The organism is Enterobacter cloacae complex sp. SHL009 (assembly GCF_049237205.1).
In the GTDB taxonomy this organism is placed as follows: domain Bacteria; phylum Pseudomonadota; class Gammaproteobacteria; order Enterobacterales; family Enterobacteriaceae; genus Enterobacter; species Enterobacter cloacae_M.
The window spans coordinates 25,601-41,567 of sequence record NZ_JBMKIW010000008.1; the positions used below are offsets into that span (position 1 = coordinate 25,601).

The 15,967-nt window shown below is 57.7% G+C and carries 14 protein-coding genes; 7 read left to right on the plus strand and 7 right to left on the minus strand.

What is annotated here, in order from left to right; translation table 11 throughout:
• Window positions 1-330 precede the first annotated feature (330 nt).
• Window positions 331-1,614 carry a citrate synthase gene (locus ACOTZC_RS17350; RefSeq protein ID WP_023310788.1) on the plus strand — a complete coding sequence of 428 codons (1,284 nt, stop codon included), beginning with the start codon at window positions 331-333 and terminating at the stop codon, window positions 1,612-1,614.
• A gap of 99 nt (window positions 1,615-1,713) precedes the next feature.
• Here the strand turns inward: ACOTZC_RS17350 and nei are convergent, their stop codons facing one another.
• The 7 genes from nei to ACOTZC_RS17385 form a co-directional block, all read right to left on the minus strand.
• On the minus strand, window positions 1,714-2,505 hold the full coding sequence (gene nei / locus ACOTZC_RS17355; protein WP_023310787.1) for an endonuclease VIII: 792 nt from the start codon (window positions 2,503-2,505) through the stop codon (window positions 1,714-1,716).
• 19 nt (window positions 2,506-2,524) lie between these two features.
• Entirely contained in the window at window positions 2,525-3,265 is a 741-nt protein-coding gene (gene pxpA / locus ACOTZC_RS17360; RefSeq protein WP_063408977.1) for a 5-oxoprolinase subunit PxpA, read from the minus strand.
• Window positions 3,252-4,184: a 5-oxoprolinase subunit PxpC gene (gene pxpC / locus ACOTZC_RS17365; RefSeq protein WP_023310785.1), complete on the minus strand. Its 933-nt coding sequence runs from the start codon at window positions 4,182-4,184 to the stop codon at window positions 3,252-3,254. The genes pxpA and pxpC overlap by 14 nt, the downstream gene beginning before the upstream one ends.
• Window positions 4,178-4,834: a 5-oxoprolinase subunit PxpB gene (gene pxpB, locus ACOTZC_RS17370; RefSeq protein WP_045402199.1), complete on the minus strand. Its 657-nt coding sequence runs from the start codon at window positions 4,832-4,834 to the stop codon at window positions 4,178-4,180. Before pxpB ends, pxpC begins: the two co-directional genes overlap by 7 nt.
• A gap of 14 nt (window positions 4,835-4,848) precedes the next feature.
• Window positions 4,849-5,592, minus strand: a complete 744-nt coding sequence (locus tag ACOTZC_RS17375; RefSeq protein ID WP_023310783.1) for a type 2 GTP cyclohydrolase I — start codon at window positions 5,590-5,592, stop codon at window positions 4,849-4,851.
• Window positions 5,593-5,602: 10 nt separating this feature from the next.
• Window positions 5,603-7,015, minus strand: coding sequence for a deoxyribodipyrimidine photo-lyase (gene phrB, locus ACOTZC_RS17380; RefSeq protein WP_421635893.1), 1,413 nt, complete (start codon window positions 7,013-7,015; stop codon window positions 5,603-5,605).
• Between the two features lie 391 nt (window positions 7,016-7,406).
• On the minus strand, window positions 7,407-7,613 hold the full coding sequence (locus ACOTZC_RS17385; protein WP_008501079.1) for a YbfA family protein: 207 nt from the start codon (window positions 7,611-7,613) through the stop codon (window positions 7,407-7,409).
• Between the two features lie 309 nt (window positions 7,614-7,922).
• Between ACOTZC_RS17385 and kdpF the strand changes: the two genes are divergently transcribed.
• From kdpF to kdpE, 6 genes are read left to right on the plus strand one after another with little or no spacing between them, the layout of a single operon-like run.
• Window positions 7,923-8,012 (plus strand): K(+)-transporting ATPase subunit F, encoded by a 90-nt coding sequence (gene kdpF, locus ACOTZC_RS17390; protein WP_014069365.1) that lies wholly within the window; start codon window positions 7,923-7,925, stop codon window positions 8,010-8,012.
• Entirely contained in the window at window positions 8,012-9,691 is a 1,680-nt protein-coding gene (gene kdpA / locus ACOTZC_RS17395; protein WP_133293999.1) for a potassium-transporting ATPase subunit KdpA, read from the plus strand. Before kdpF ends, kdpA begins: the two co-directional genes overlap by 1 nt.
• Before the next feature lie 18 nt (window positions 9,692-9,709).
• Window positions 9,710-11,758, plus strand: coding sequence for a potassium-transporting ATPase subunit KdpB (gene kdpB, locus ACOTZC_RS17400; protein ID WP_421635894.1), 2,049 nt, complete (start codon window positions 9,710-9,712; stop codon window positions 11,756-11,758).
• A 12-nt stretch (window positions 11,759-11,770) separates the two neighbouring features.
• On the plus strand, window positions 11,771-12,346 hold the full coding sequence (gene kdpC, locus ACOTZC_RS17405) for a potassium-transporting ATPase subunit KdpC (RefSeq protein WP_023310778.1): 576 nt from the start codon (window positions 11,771-11,773) through the stop codon (window positions 12,344-12,346).
• The gene (gene kdpD, locus ACOTZC_RS17410) at window positions 12,347-15,034 is read left to right on the plus strand and encodes a two-component system sensor histidine kinase KdpD (RefSeq protein WP_047173426.1); all 2,688 of its coding nucleotides are present in this window, start codon (window positions 12,347-12,349) and stop codon (window positions 15,032-15,034) included.
• Entirely contained in the window at window positions 15,031-15,708 is a 678-nt protein-coding gene (kdpE, locus tag ACOTZC_RS17415; RefSeq protein WP_008501074.1) for a two-component system response regulator KdpE, read from the plus strand. The genes kdpD and kdpE overlap by 4 nt, the downstream gene beginning before the upstream one ends.
• Window positions 15,709-15,967 lie beyond the last annotated feature (259 nt).

Below are 15,967 nucleotides of genomic sequence, written 5' to 3' on the forward strand. Positions count from 1 at the left end.
CATCAGAAAAGGCATATAATGCGCAAAAGTTATGAGGTCTCTCTTTCACCTGACAAATAGTTATGTAACAGTGTGATGGTATTGACCGAAGTTATCAGGACAGTTATTAGTGATATACAGGTTTGAATAATTCGGACTGCAAAAACGCTGATTTGCTGTGGTTTCACTGATATTTCATTCGTTTACCTGCAAGGCGCCATAGCTCTGTACCCTGGTTTGTCCTCGTGAGCTGAGCGGAAAGCCAAATAACAATCTGGTAACGGTGATTAACAGCTGAAAGCAAATCCGGTAAAGCGCAGTCTTAAGCATAAGGCGCTAAGGAGACCGTAAATGGCTGATACAAAGGCAACGCTCACCCTAAATGGTGACACTGCTATTGAACTGGATGTGCTAAAAGGCACGCTCGGTCAGGATGTTATTGATATCCGTACGCTGGGCTCTAAAGGTGTATTCACCTTTGACCCTGGATTTACCTCTACCGCATCTTGCGAATCCAAAATCACCTACATTGACGGTGACGAAGGTATCCTGCTCCATCGCGGCTTCCCCATCGATCAGTTAGCCACCGAATCCAACTATCTGGAAGTGTGCTACATCCTGCTGAACGGCGAAAAACCGACGCAGGCACAGTACGATGAATTCAAAACCACCGTGACCCGTCACACCATGATCCATGAGCAGATTACCCGTCTGTTCCATGCGTTCCGCCGTGACTCTCACCCGATGGCGGTGATGTGCGGTATCACCGGTGCGCTGGCGGCGTTCTACCACGACTCCCTTGACGTGAATAACCCGCGTCACCGTGATATCGCGGCGTTCCGCCTGCTGTCCAAAATGCCGACCATGGCGGCGATGTGCTACAAATACTCCATCGGCCAGCCGTTTGTGTATCCGCGCAATGACCTCTCTTACGCGGGTAACTTCCTGCGCATGATGTTCTCCACACCGTGCGAAGAGTACGAAGTGAACCCGGTGCTGGAACGCGCAATGGACCGTATTCTGATCCTGCACGCTGACCACGAACAAAACGCCTCTACCTCTACCGTCCGTACCGCGGGCTCTTCAGGCGCGAACCCGTTCGCCTGTATCGCTGCGGGCATCGCTTCCCTGTGGGGACCGGCGCACGGCGGCGCGAACGAAGCGGCACTGAAGATGCTGGAAGAGATCAGCACCGTTGAGCACATTCCTGAGTTCGTGCGTCGCGCGAAAGACAAGAATGACTCCTTCCGCCTGATGGGCTTCGGTCACCGTGTTTACAAAAACTACGACCCGCGCGCCACCGTCATGCGTGAGACCTGCCACGAAGTGCTGAAAGAGCTGGGTACCAAAGATGATCTGCTGGAAGTGGCGATGGAGCTGGAACACATCGCACTGAACGACCCGTACTTCATCGAGAAGAAACTCTACCCGAACGTCGATTTCTACTCTGGCATTATTCTGAAAGCGATGGGCATTCCGTCTTCCATGTTCACCGTGATCTTCGCTATGGCCCGTACCGTAGGCTGGATTGCGCACTGGAACGAAATGCACAGCGAAGGCATGAAAATCGCCCGTCCTCGTCAGCTGTATACCGGCTACGAGCAGCGTGATTTTAAGTCTGACCTGAAGCGCTAAAAGATGTTGGGTGCGGCCTGATGCCCTCACCCCGACCCTCTCCCACAGGGAGAGGGTGAAAACATTAAAAACGGTAACCCAAGGGTTACCGTTTTACTTTTATTTCTGGCAGTGCGGGCACCAGTAAAAAGGTCTGGAAGAGAGCATAATCCTGTCGATAATCCCGCCGCATCGCTCGCACTTCTTCCCCGCCCGATGAAACACCTTGAACCGGAACAGCGCCCCGTGATGCGTGTTCTCATCCGCCACGCCGCGCGTGTTGTACGAGAGCCGCGGAATATCCAGCAGCGCGTGGGACAACGCCTCCAGCTGTTCATCATTCAGCTCAGACGCTTTATGCTGCGCCGCCAGCCCGACTTCCCAGAGGATCTCTACCCGCAGGTAGTTGCCCAGCCCGGCCAGAAAGGCCTGGTCGAGAAACAAACCGGAAAACTGTCGGTTACGGAATTTAGGTGATAACAGCCGGGCCTTCACGTCGCTCGCCGTCAGGCGCATGTCCAGCACGTCCGGCCCGACCCGCTGCAGAAACGGGTGCGTCAGCAGCTGCTCCGGCGTAAGCATTTCGATATCCGACGCGCTATAGAGCAGGATCGCTTTATCCGCCGTTTGCAGCCTGACGCGCAGCACGCGGGTGGTTTGCGGCTGCTCGTCCGCCTCCACCACGCGCCAGACGCCGTAAAGCTGGTTATGGCTATATAACGTCAGGTTATGGGAAAAGTGCGTAAGCAAGGCTTTGCCGCGCGTTTCAATATGGGTCACCGTCTGGCCCACCAGCTGTGATTCAAACGGTTTCAGTTGAGGAAAAGCAAACCAGACATCCGTCAGGGGTTTGCCCTTTATCGCCGCCTCCAGGCTATCCGCCGCGCGGCGGATCTCCGGACCTTCAGGCATTTTTGTGTCCTTATCGTCATTATTCGGCGCTGACGAGGATACCCTCTTCAGAGAACGCTGCCCGCAAGCGGCGCGCGAACTGGAGCGCATGCTCGCCATCGCCGTGTAAACATACCGTATCGGCCTGCACGTTTGCCGGTGTTCCGTCCACGGCGATCACCCGCCCGGCGCGCACCATCTCCAGCGTCTGCGCCAGCGCTTTAGCTTCGTCGGTAATCAGCGCCCCGGCCTGCGTCCGCGGCACCAGGCTGCCGTCCGGCTGGTATCCCCGATCGGCAAACACTTCCTGACGGGTGGTCAGGCCCAGCCGTTCTCCGGCACGAATCAGCTGGCTGCCCGCAAGGCCTACCAGAATCAGCTGCGGATTACAGTCCCGCACCGCGCGGGCAATGGCGTCCGCCAGATCCGCATCTTTCGCCGCCTGGTTGTAGAGCATGCCGTGCGGCTTCACGTGGCGCATCACGCCGTTCTGGGCGCGCACCATCGCCTCCAGCGCGCCGATCTGGTAGAGCACCTGAGCGTAGACCGTCTCAGGGGGCAGATCCATCGCCGTACGGCCAAAGTTTTCCCGATCGGGAAAGCTGGGGTGAGCCCCAATCGCGACGCCGTTTTTAATGGCATTACGCACGCTCTCCAGCATGGTTTGGGCATCACCCGCGTGAAAGCCGCAGGCGATATTGACCGAAGTGACCAGGGTCATCAGTTCCGAATCAGCGCTGCTTCCCTCCCCCAGATCGGCGTTCAAATCAATCTTTACCATCAAGCCTCCACGCCAGCTGTTCAAGATAACGCTGCTGATCCTGCCGCGCCTTAAGCGCCTCCTCCAGCGAACACTGCACGAAGTGAATCGGCTGGCCGAGGGGAATTTGCGCCAGATGGTAGCGATCCGCTTCAATGATGCAGGCAATGCGCGGATAGCCGCCGGTAGTTTGCGCATCGTTCATTAATACGATGGGCTGACCGTTTCCCGGCACCTGAATAACCCCAGGCAATAAACCGTGGGAGAGCAGCTCCCGGTCCGTCGTGCGGGTCAGCGGCTGCCCCTGAAGGCGGTAGCCCATGCGGTTACTCTGCGGGCTGATCTTCCACGGCGCACGCCAGAAGGACTCTTTAGAAGCCTCGTCAAACTCATGATATTCCGGCCCCGGTAAGGCGCGGATCTGGTTTCCCCACAGCAGCTGTTTTACGCCCTGCGTGGTCGAGAAATGGCGCGCGGAGGGTTTGATTGCCAGCCGATCGCCGTCGCGCAGCAAACGTCCTTCGTGACCGCCGATCCCGGCCTTCTGATCGGTACTGGATGAACCCAGCACCTCCGGCACGTCAATGCCGCCAGCCACCGCGAGATAGCTACGCACGCCGTGCAGCGGACGTTTGAGCGTCAGGCGCTGCCCGGCTTTCGCCCGCAGCCGCCAGCCGGTCCACACCGCTTTACCATCCAGCGTCGCATCACACCCTGCGCCGGTTAAGGCAAACCAGGTTTCCTGACCAAACTCAATCACACACTGACCCAGCGTAATTTCTAGCGCCGCCGTGCTGCCTTCGTTGCCCACAAGCAGGTTGGCAATCTCCAGCGAAGGACGGTCAAGCGCACCGCAGTAGCTCACGCCCGACTGGCGCAGACCAAAGCGACCGGCATCCTGTACGGAGGTGTAAAGCCCGGCGCGAATAAGCGTTAACATACCCCCTCCTTCTGCGGAATAAAGCGAAGGGTATCCCCGGGACGCAAGAGTATTGGCGTCTCCAGCCCGGGTTCAAATAACGGTGTCGCGGTATGCCCAATAAGCTGCCAGCCGCCAGGCGATGTCAGCGGATAAACGCCGGTCTGCTCACCGCCGATAGCCACCGTCCCCGCCGGCACGCTCACGCGCGGCTCGGCACGGCGTGGCGTATGCAGCCGGGGAGATAATCCGCCCAGATACGGGAATCCGGGCTGAAACCCAAGGAACCAGACCACGTAGTCAACCGAGCTGTGCAGCTCAACAACCTGCTTTTCTGTTAATCCGCAGTGGTCTGCCACCACGCCAAGATCTGGCCCACCCGTACCGCCATAAACGACCGGGACCTGAATGGCACGCGACTCCGGTTCCAGCGCCTCGCTCTCTTCCCACCAGCGCTGCAAACGTTCAATGGCATCCAGCGCCAGGGTATGCGGGCTACGCAGCACGACGGTTATGTTATTCATACCCGGAATGGTCTCAACCACTTCAGGCATGTCGGCCAGACGCTGGGTCAGCCGCCAGATACGCTTTTGCGTGGCAAGCGTCACCGGTGGTTCAAGCTCCAGAACCACTGCGGTTTCACCCAGAAGATAACAACGTGCTCGCTGCACTTAACTACCTCTCGTCAGGCTGGGTTAGGGATATCAATAAAGGTCACATCCAGATCGGTATTTTCCGTCAGCCACTCGCTGAGGGCGCGAATGCCGCCGCGCTCGGTGGCATGATGGCCAGCGGCGTAAAAATGCAGCCCCTGTTCACGCGCCGAGTGAATGGTCTGCTCGGAAACCTCGCCGGTGATAAAGGCATCAACACCGAAGCGCGCGGCGCTGTCGATAAAGCCCTGACCGCCACCGGTACACCATGCGACACGCTTCACCGTATCCGGACCGGTATCACCGCTCCACAGCGGACGACGGCCCAGGCGCGCTTCAATCCACGAGGCCAGCTCCAGCCCCGGAACCGGCATCGCCAGCTCGCCCCACGGCACCAGCGGCTCAATTTCACCCATCACGGTAATCCCCAGTAGCTGCGCCAGCTGAACGTTGTTGCCGAGCTCCGGGTGCGCATCCAGCGGCAGATGGTAGCCGTACAGGTTGATGTCATTAGCCAGCAGCGTTTTCAGGCGATTGCGCTTCATCCCACGAATAATCGGCGATTCGTTTTTCCAGAAGTAACCGTGATGAACAATCACCGCGTCGGCGTTCTGACGAACGGCCTCGTCCAGCAGCGCCTGGCTTGCCGTCACGCCGGTGATAATTTTTTGCACCGTCTCACGGCCTTCAACCTGGAGCCCGTTCGGGCCGTAATCGCTGAAGGAGGTACTGTTCAGTTTTTCGTTAATCAGGCTTTCCAGTTCGCTGTTTTTCATCATCACTCTCTTATGCTTTGCGGGCAGCTTCGTACGCCGCCAGCGTGGCGACACGCGCCTGTTTATGGTCGACAATCGGACGAGGGTAATCCAGCTTTACACGCTGTTTATCCGCCCATGCCCACGGTTCGTGGATCGCTTTAGCAGGTATACCGTTAAGTTCAGGAACCCAGCGGCGGATAAACTCGCCGTCCGCATCAAATTTTTGCCCCTGCGTGGTCGGATTGAAAATCCGGAAATAGGGTGCGGCATCGGTGCCGGTAGAGGCCGCCCACTGCCAGCCGCCGTTATTCGCCGCGAGATCGCCATCGATCAGCTGAGAGATAAAATAGCGCTCTCCGATACGCCAGTCGATAAGCAGATCCTTCACCAGAAAGCTGGCGGTAATCATTCGCAGGCGGTTATGCATCCACCCCGTCTCATTAAGCTGACGCATGGCGGCATCGACTATCGGATAGCCCGTCTGCCCGCTTTGCCAGGCTTTCAGCTGCTTATCATTCGATTGCCACTTTACGTTATCGGTCCAGCCAATGAAGGGCCGATGCTTACATAAACCTGGATGAAAGGTCATCAGATGGCGATAAAACTCGCGCCAGACAAGTTCATTCAGCCAGACAGACCCTGCGCCGCCCTCCAGCGCCTGCGGCTGCTCCGCCAGCAGACGGTGCAAACACTGGCGCGGTGAGATCGCGCCCAGCGCCAGACAGGCCGACAGGCGGCTGGTACCCTCGATGGCGGGAAAATCCCGACGCGCGTCGTAACTGGCCGCGTCCTGCTTGCAGAACTGGCGCAGTTGGGCGATGGCAGATTTCTCATCGGCGGGGAACAGCGTTTCATCAAACGGCTGCTGAGGGTAATCAAACGTCAGCTCAGGTAGCTCTTTTATAGCTTCGCCTCGCACGGCAGGCGCGGCAACGCACTCCGGCAGCGACTCTTTCAGACGCTTGATAAAGGCATTTTTAAACGGAGTGAAAACTTTATACATCTCACGGTTGCCGGTCATCACGCTGCCCGGTGCCAGCATCACGCTGTCATCAAACCCTTCGCAGACCACCCCTTCCAGCATCTTCTCCAGCTGACGGTCGCGCTGCTGCTCGTTGAATTCGTACTGATAGTTGTAAAAAAGATGCGTGACCTTGTGCTGCTTACAGATCTCCTGCACCGTCTGAAGCTGTGCGGCAAAATCACCCACCTCTTTATAGAGAAGCGGTATGCCTTTTCCAGCGAGCGAGTGCTGCAGATCGTTCAGATACGCCCGGAGCAAGGCCGCCTGCCGGGGGGCCATATCGTGCTGCCGCCACTGCTCGGGCGTGGCCATAAACAGTGCCAATACGTTAGCGTCTTTGGCGCGGCAGGCTGCCGCAAGGGCGATGTTGTCATGTACGCGCAGGTCCGCGCGAAACCAAACCAGATGGGTGGGCATAAAACTCCAGGCAATTATCCATTATGTCCGTAAGGGCATGCCGTAAAAGGAAAAAGCATGCATTGAACTACTTTGCCATGAAGTGTAGACGGGATGAAATAAAAAAGGCCGCCCGAGGCGGCCTTACAGACTGCTAACAAAGAGCTTGATGTGCGTTTCGCCCGGCGGCGCTACGCTTGCACGGGCCTGGAATGAAACATGCCATACTTGATATCCTTGCACTGTGTAGGCCGGGTAAGCGCAGCGTCACCCGGCAAGAAAGAGGGCTAAATATATGCCTGTAACCTCTGACGAGGGCCTGAAGCCACCCAACGGACCGCGAATCCCGAGGGACAAAAAAACCGCCACATTGCTGTTGGCGGTTTTTTTATTGCTATGTGTAGTCTTCGTATCAGTAGAAATCGCAGGTCGCTTTCTCGGCCTGATCCATCCACACCGGCTTCTCGCTGGTTTTCGCCCAGACGCGGTGCAGATAGCTATAAAAACGCGCACGATCTTTCCAGAACAGCATCACCGGCAGAGCCAGCACGCCAGCCACTACGGCGAAAGCGCGGCGCATGAACACGATATGAGCCGGAAACTCTTTATAAAGATCCATATTTTTCTCCCCTATAGTTGGCCGGAAACGTTATCCGGAAAATTCAAAATCTGTGACCTGGCTAAAATAATATCGCTTTGTTTGTAATTTTACTACTCATCCGACCACTTATTTTCGTCCGTTTAGCGAAAATTTACATTCACGCCGTAATTAAGTTACAAAAAAGTTAACGATTTACTTATCAATAGTTAAATTGTGGGCTTTGCCATTTTTATACTTTTTTTACACCCGCCCTTCTCATTTTTGCGAAATCTTTGCGCCATAAATCCTACCGTTAGCACAACAACAAAAGTCACCCGGAGGTGGATTGTGAGTGCAGGTCTTATTGCCGGCATCGTGCTGGTGTTCCTGTTATTGGGTTATCTGGTTTATGCCCTGATTAATGCGGAGGCATTCTGATGGCTGCTCAGGCGTTTTTGCTTATTGCCAGTTTCTTAGTGGTGTTGTTCGTTCTGGCAAGGCCACTGGGCTCGGGGCTGGCACGGCTAATCAATAACGTTCCCCTGCCCGGCACGGGAAGCGTTGAAAAAGGGATCTGGCGCGTACTGGGTATAGACGATCGGGAGATGAACTGGCGTGACTATCTGATCGCCATTCTGCTGCTGAACATCGTCGGGCTCATTGCGCTTTTTGCCATGCTGATGTTGCAGGGTATCCTGCCTTTGAATCCGCAACAGTTACCGGGCCTGTCCTGGCATCTCGCGCTTAACACGGCAGTCAGTTTTGTCACTAACACCAACTGGCAGTCCTATGCTGGTGAAACCACGCTCAGCTACTTCAGCCAGATGGTCGGGCTAACCGTGCAGAACTTCCTCTCTGCCGCCAGCGGTATTGCGGTGATCTTCGCGCTGACGCGTGCGTTTGCCCGCCAGAAAGTGAGTACGCTGGGTAACGCGTGGGTAGACCTGACGCGCATTACGCTGTGGATCCTGCTGCCGATTGCGCTGCTGATCGCGCTGTTCTTCATTCAGCAGGGCAGCCTGCAAAACCTGCTGCCTTACGCGCCATATACCTCGCTGGAAGGCGCAAAACAGCTCCTGCCGATGGGGCCAGTGGCGTCGCAGGAAGCCATCAAAATGCTCGGAACGAACGGCGGGGGCTTCTTCAACGCCAACTCCTCGCACCCGTTTGAAAACCCGACCGCCCTGACTAATTTTGTGCAGATGCTGGCGATTTTCCTGATCCCCGCCGCGCTCTGCTTTGCCTTTGGTGACGTGGTTAACGATCGCCGTCAGGGCCGCACCCTGCTCTGGACCATGTCGCTGATCTTTGTGGTCTGTGTTGCGCTGGTGATGTGGGCCGAATGGCAGGGTAACCCGCACTTCCTCTCACTCGGTGCCGATAGCGCGATCAACATGGAAGGTAAAGAGAGCCGCTTTGGCATTCTCGCCAGCAGCCTGTATGCGGTGGTCACCACGGCAGCTTCGTGCGGGGCCGTCAATGCCATGCATGATTCCTTTACGGCGCTGGGTGGCATGATCCCGATGTGGCTGATGCAGATTGGCGAGGTGGTGTTTGGCGGCGTGGGCTCCGGTCTTTACGGCATGCTGCTGTTCGTGCTGCTGGCGGTGTTTATTGCCGGTCTGATGATTGGCCGCACGCCGGAATATCTGGGTAAAAAAATCGACGTTCGCGAGATGAAATTAACCGCGCTGGCGATTCTGGTCACCCCGGCTCTCGTGCTGCTCGGCACCGCGCTGGCGCTGATGACCGAGGCCGGACGCAGCGGCATCTTTAACCCCGGCATTCACGGTTTTAGCGAAGTGCTGTATGCCGTCTCCTCGGCCGCCAACAACAACGGCAGCGCCTTTGCGGGCCTAAGCGCCAACTCACCGTTCTGGAACTGCCTGCTGGCGTTCTGCATGTTTGTGGGCCGCTTCGGGATCATTGTGCCGGTTATGGCGATTGCCGGATCGCTGGTGAATAAAAAAATCCAACCGACCACCACCGGGACGTTACCGACCCACGGCGCGCTGTTTATCGGCCTGCTGACGGGCACCGTGTTGCTGGTCGGCGCCCTGACCTTTATCCCCGCCCTCGCGTTAGGCCCGGTCGCGGAATACCTCTCTTTACGCTGATTTTGCGGAGAAATTGTCATGAGTCGTAAACAACTGGCCCTGTTCGAACCGTCATTAGTTCGCCAGGCGCTCATGGATGCGGTGAAAAAGCTGAGCCCGCGCGTGCAGTGGCACAACCCGGTGATGTTTATCGTCTGGGCGGGAAGCGTCCTGACCACCGCCCTGGCGATTGCCATGGGAACGGGCCATATGCCGGGAAATGCGATGTTTACCGGCGCCATCAGCCTGTGGCTATGGTTTACCGTGCTGTTCGCCAACTTTGCGGAAGCGCTGGCGGAAGGCCGGAGTAAAGCCCAGGCCAACAGCCTGAAAGGGGTGAAAAAAACCGCCTTCGCACGCAAGTTACGTGAGCCGAAATACGGTTCCCAGATGGACCACGTTCCGGCGGATGAACTGCGTAAAGGCGATGTGGTGCTGGTGGAAGCCGGTGACATCATCCCTTGCGACGGCGAAGTCATTGAAGGGGGCGCATCGGTGGATGAAAGCGCCATCACCGGTGAATCCGCGCCGGTGATCCGTGAGTCCGGCGGCGATTTCGCCTCCGTGACGGGCGGGACGCGCATTCTCTCCGACTGGCTGGTGATCCAGTCCAGCGTTAACCCGGGTGAAACCTTCCTCGACCGGATGATCGCCATGGTGGAAGGCGCACAGCGCCGAAAAACGCCAAACGAGATTGCCCTGACCATCCTGCTGGTGGCCCTGACCATTGTCTTCCTGCTGGCAACCGCCACGCTGTGGCCATTCTCTGCCTATGGCGGTACCGCGGTCACCGTCACGGTGCTGGTGGCGCTGCTGGTCTGCCTGATCCCCACCACCATCGGCGGCCTGCTGTCGGCCATCGGCGTGGCCGGCATGAGCCGTATGCTCGGAGCCAACGTTATCGCCACCAGCGGGCGTGCTGTAGAAGCCGCCGGTGACGTGGATGTGTTGCTGCTGGATAAAACCGGCACCATTACCCTTGGTAACCGTCAGGCGTCAGATTTCCTACCCGCCCCGGGCGTGGATGAAAAAACGCTGGCGGATGCCGCGCAGCTCTCCTCGCTTGCTGATGAAACCCCGGAAGGCCGCAGCATTGTGATCCTCGCCAAGCAGCGCTTTAACCTGCGCCAGCGCGACGTTCAGAGCCTGCACGCCACCTTCGTGCCCTTTACGGCGCAAACCCGCATGAGCGGCATCAACATCCAGGATCGCATGATCCGCAAAGGCTCTGTTGACGCTATCCGTCGCCACATTGAGGCCAACAACGGCCACTTCCCACCTGAAGTGGACAGCCTGGTCGAAAGCGTGGCCCGTCAGGGGGCGACGCCGCTGGTGGTGGCCGAGGGCGCACACGTGCTGGGGGTGATTGCCCTGAAGGATATCGTCAAAGGCGGTATCAAGGAGCGCTTTGCCCAGCTGCGTAAAATGGGGATCAAAACGGTGATGATCACCGGGGATAACCGTCTTACCGCCGCGGCGATTGCCGCCGAAGCGGGCGTGGATGATTTTCTTTCCGAAGCCACACCGGAAGCGAAACTGGCGTTGATTCGTCAGTATCAGGCGGAAGGCCGCCTGGTGGCGATGACCGGCGACGGTACCAACGACGCCCCAGCCCTGGCGCAGGCCGACGTGGCGGTGGCGATGAACTCTGGTACTCAGGCGGCAAAAGAGGCGGGCAACATGGTCGACCTCGACTCTAACCCGACCAAGCTGATTGAAGTGGTGCACATTGGCAAGCAGATGCTGATGACGCGCGGGTCGCTGACTACGTTCAGTATCGCCAACGATGTGGCGAAATATTTCGCCATCATTCCGGCGGCGTTTGCTGCGACCTACCCGCAATTAAACGCGTTGAACGTGATGCACCTGCACTCTCCGGCATCGGCCATCCTGAGCGCAGTGATCTTTAACGCTCTGATTATTGTCTTCCTGATCCCGCTCGCGCTGAAGGGCGTGAGCTATAAGCCGCTCACGGCCGCCGCCATGCTGCGCCGCAACCTGTGGATTTACGGGCTGGGCGGGCTGGTGGTGCCCTTCATCGGTATCAAGGTGATCGACCTGCTGTTGACGCTGTTCGGCCTGGTTTAAAAGGTGAATCAAATGACGATGTTACGCCCCGCTATACTTCTGTTTATTCTGCTGTCTCTCATTACCGGCGGGCTGTACCCGCTGGTGACCACCGCGCTGGGCCAGTGGTGGTTTAAGGATCGGGCCAACGGCTCGCTGATTATGCAAAACGGTGAAAACCGCGGTTCGCGCCTGATTGGTCAGAACTTTACGGATGCCCGTTACTTCCAGGGACGCCCTTCCGCCACTGCCGAAAGCCCGTATAATCCGATGGCATCCGGCGGCAGTAACCTGGCGGGCAGCAACCCCGAGCTGGACAAAGCCGTTGCTGAGCGCGTGGCAGCCCTGCGCGCCGCTAATCCGCAGGCCAGCCGTGAGGTGCCCGTAGAGCTGGTGACCGCCTCGGCCAGTGGGCTGGACTACAGCCTGACGCCGGCAGCCGCGGCATGGCAAATCCCGCGCGTCGCCGCGGCCCGTCAGCTGACCGTCGAGCAGGTTAGCCAGCTGGTTGCAGAGCACACGCAAAAGCCGCTGGTCAGCTTTATCGGCATGCCCGTGGTGAATATTGTTGAGCTGAATCTGGCGCTGGACGCGCTAAGGAAAAACTAAATGACCGACGAGCCCATGCGCCCGGATCCGGACAGGCTGCTTGAACAGACGGCCGAAGCCCATCGCGGCAAACTGAAAATTTTCTTTGGCGCCTGCGCAGGCGTCGGGAAAACCTTCGCCATGCTGACGGAAGCCCAGCGGCTTCGGGCGCAGGGGCTCGATATATTGATAGGCGTGGTAGAAACCCACGGACGCAAAGAGACCGCATCGCTGCTGAAGGGGCTGGCCACCCAGCCGCCCCGCCGTATCAGCCACCGCGGTCGGCTAGTCACCGAATTCGATCTTGATGCCGCCCTCGCCCGCCGTCCCGCCCTTATCCTGATGGACGAACTGGCGCACAGCAATGCGCCAGGCTCACGCCATCCAAAACGCTGGCAGGATGTAGAAGAACTACTTGAAGCCGGTATAGATGTATTCACGACGGTTAACGTTCAGCATCTGGAGAGCCTGAACGACGTGGTCAGCGGCGTGACCGGCATTCAGGTGCGCGAGACGGTGCCCGACCCCTTCTTTGATTCTGCCGATGAAGTGGTGCTGGTCGACCTGCCCCCCGACGATTTACGCCAGCGCCTGCATGAAGGCAAAGTCTATATCGCCGGCCAGGCCGAGCGCGCCATCGAGCATTTCTTCCGTAAAGGCAACCTGATTGCCCTGCGCGAGCTGGCCCTGCGTCGTACTGCCGATCGCGTCGACGATCAGATGCGTGCCTGGCGCGATCTGCAGGGCCAGGAGCGCGTCTGGCATACGCGAGATGCCATCCTGCTGTGCGTAGGGCACGGCAGCGGCAATGAAAAGCTTGTCCGCACCGCCGCGCGCCTGGCGGCCAAATTTGGCAGCGTCTGGCATGCGGTGTATGTCGAAACGCCACAGCTGCACGCGCTGCCCGAGAACCAGCGCCGCGCGATATTGAGTTCGCTTCGCCTGGCGCAGGAGCTGGGTGCCGAAACCGCCACCCTTTCCGATCCTCAGGAAGATAAAGCCATTTTGCGCTACGCGCGCGAGCATAACCTGGGGAAAATCGTCATTGGCCGTCGTCAGCATCGCCGCTGGTTTAGCCGCGAATCCTTTGCCGACAAGCTGGCCCGTCGCGCGCCGGATCTGGATCTGGTGATCGTGGCGCTGGACGACAAACCTACCCCCTTACCCAATCGTGCGCCGGACAGCCGCACCTTCAGCGATAAATGGCGCATTCAGCTTCGCGGCTGTCTTGTCGCCGTCGTGCTCTGCGCCCTGATTACCGTGATTGCCAGCCAGTGGCTGATTGCGTTTGACGCCGCCAACCTGGTGATGATCTACCTTCTCGGCGTGGTGGTGGTGGCGCTCTTTTACGGGCGCTGGCCGTCGGTTCTGGCGACGGTGATTAACGTCATCAGCTTCGATCTGTTCTTTATTGCTCCCCGCGGGACGCTCGCCGTCTCGGACGTGCAGTACATCCTCACCTTTGCCGTGATGCTCACCGTCGGGCTGGTGATCGGCAATCTGACGGCGGGCGTGCGCTATCAGGCGCGTATCGCCCGCTATCGCGAACAGCGCACGCGCCATCTCTATGAGATGTCGAAATCGCTGGCGGTGGGCCGCACGCCGCTGGATATCGTACAGACCAGCGAGCAGTTTATCCGCTCGACGTTTCATGCCAGCAACCTGATTTTACTTCCGGACGAACACGGCAAGCTGCGCCCGCTGACGTCGGCCTCAGGCATGACGCCCTGGGACGAAGCCATCGCGCGCTGGAGCTTTGACAAAGGCTTACCGGCGGGCGCAGGGACCGACACCCTGCCCGGCGTTCCCTATCAAATTCTGCCCCTGCGCAGCGCCGATAAAAATCAGGGGCTGGTCATCGTGGAGCCTTCCAACCTGCGCCAGCTGATGATCCCCGAACAGCAGAGACTGCTGGAGACCTTTACCCTACTGGTTGCCAGCGCGCTGGAACGACTGGCCCTCACCGCCAGCGAGGAACAGGCCCGTCTGGCGAGCGAGCGTGAAAGCATTCGTAACTCGCTGCTGGCGGCGCTGTCTCACGATCTGCGTACCCCGCTCACCGTCCTGTTCGGCCAGTCAGAAATTCTGACGCTGGACCTGGCGGCGGAAGGCTCTAAACATGCCCTTCAGGCCAGCGAGATCCGCCAGCACGTGCTGAATACCACGCGCCTGGTGAATAACCTGCTCGACATGGCGCGTATCCAGTCGGGCGGTTTTAACCTCAAAAAAGAGTGGCTCACGCTGGAAGAGGTGGTGGGCAGCGCGCTGAAAATGCTCGAACCCGGTCTGGGCGGGCGACATATCGCGCTGAACATGCCCGAGCCCCTGACGTTAATTCATGTCGATGGTCCGCTGTTTGAACGGGTGCTGATCAACCTGCTGGAAAATGCCGGCAAATATGCGGGCGCCAGTGCTCAAATTGGCGTTGATGCGACAGTGGAAGATGGCGCGCTTCGCCTTAACGTCTGGGATACCGGCCCCGGCATTCCAGCCGGGCAGGAGTTGGCTATTTTCGAGAAATTCGCACGCGGCAATAAGGAGTCGGCCATTCCGGGCGTGGGGCTGGGGCTGGCGATTTGCCAGGCAATCATTGACGTCCACGGCGGGTCCATTTCCGCAGAGAATCGTCCCGAAGGCGGCGCACGTTTTTGTGTTACACTTCCTCTGGAAACCCCGCCAGAACTTAATGAATTACCAGAGGATTTGTGATTAACGTTCTGATTGTTGAAGATGAGATCGCCATTAGCCGTTTTCTGCGCGCTGCGCTGGAAGGAGACGGTCTGCGCGTTCATGATGCGGGTACGCTTCAGCGGGGTTTAATTGAGGCCGCCACCCGCAAGCCGGACCTGGTGATCCTCGATCTTGGTCTGCCGGACGGCGACGGCATCGATTTTATCCGGGAAGTTCGTCAGTGGAGCCAGATGCCGATCCTCGTGCTCTCCGCGCGTACGGAAGAGACGGATAAAATCGCGGCGCTGGATGCCGGGGCGGATGACTATCTGATTAAACCTTTTGGTATCGGCGAGTTACAGGCTCGCCTTCGCGTGGCGCTGCGTCGCCACAGCGCAACCACGCCTGCTGACCCAACCTACACGTTTGGGGATATCCGGGTTGACCTGGCCGCGCGGCGTATTGTGCGCGGTGAAGAAGAAATCCATCTGACGCCAATAGAATTTCGCCTGCTCGCCGTTCTGCTCAACAACCACGGCAAGGTTCTCACCCAACGCCAGCTGCTAAGTCAGGTGTGGGGGCCCAACGCGGTGGAACATAGTCATTATTTACGCATATATATGGGACATCTTCGTCAGAAACTCGAAGTTGATCCCGCTCGCCCTCGCCATTTATTAACTGAAACCGGTATCGGTTATCGGTTTATGCTTTGAATAACTATTCATTTTATTTTTAAATAAAATCAAAATACCTCAGAAAATATTTCATAAATAACCCATGCATTATTTTTACGGGTTATTTTTGTTCATTTAAAACATTGATAACACAACCTGTTAACGTAACACCAACAAATCAGAATTTTGATCTGCGATATTCATCTAAAACGAATATTTATTTCTGATTTGATCGGTTAACGGTGATCTACCTCACGGTTAATCGCCTTTTCCTGGATAAAATGATCATGCTTTCAAT

Bases quoted from the DNA above. Each gene is read 5' to 3' on its own strand.
- ACOTZC_RS17350 (WP_023310788.1), top strand. From the start codon at position 331: ATGGCTGATACAAAGGCAACGCTCACCCTAAATGGTGACACTGCTATT.
- nei (WP_023310787.1), bottom strand. From the start codon at position 2,505: ATGCCTGAAGGTCCGGAGATCCGCCGCGCGGCGGATAGCCTGGAGGCG.
- pxpA (WP_063408977.1), bottom strand. From the start codon at position 3,265: ATGGTAAAGATTGATTTGAACGCCGATCTGGGGGAGGGAAGCAGCGCT.
- pxpC (WP_023310785.1), bottom strand. From the start codon at position 4,184: ATGTTAACGCTTATTCGCGCCGGGCTTTACACCTCCGTACAGGATGCC.
- ACOTZC_RS17375 (WP_023310783.1), bottom strand. From the start codon at position 5,592: ATGAAAAACAGCGAACTGGAAAGCCTGATTAACGAAAAACTGAACAGT.
- phrB (WP_421635893.1), bottom strand. From the start codon at position 7,015: ATGCCCACCCATCTGGTTTGGTTTCGCGCGGACCTGCGCGTACATGAC.
- ACOTZC_RS17385 (WP_008501079.1), bottom strand. From the start codon at position 7,613: ATGGATCTTTATAAAGAGTTTCCGGCTCATATCGTGTTCATGCGCCGC.
- kdpA (WP_133293999.1), top strand. From the start codon at position 8,012: ATGGCTGCTCAGGCGTTTTTGCTTATTGCCAGTTTCTTAGTGGTGTTG.
- kdpB (WP_421635894.1), top strand. From the start codon at position 9,710: ATGAGTCGTAAACAACTGGCCCTGTTCGAACCGTCATTAGTTCGCCAG.
- kdpC (WP_023310778.1), top strand. From the start codon at position 11,771: ATGACGATGTTACGCCCCGCTATACTTCTGTTTATTCTGCTGTCTCTC.
- kdpD (WP_047173426.1), top strand. From the start codon at position 12,347: ATGACCGACGAGCCCATGCGCCCGGATCCGGACAGGCTGCTTGAACAG.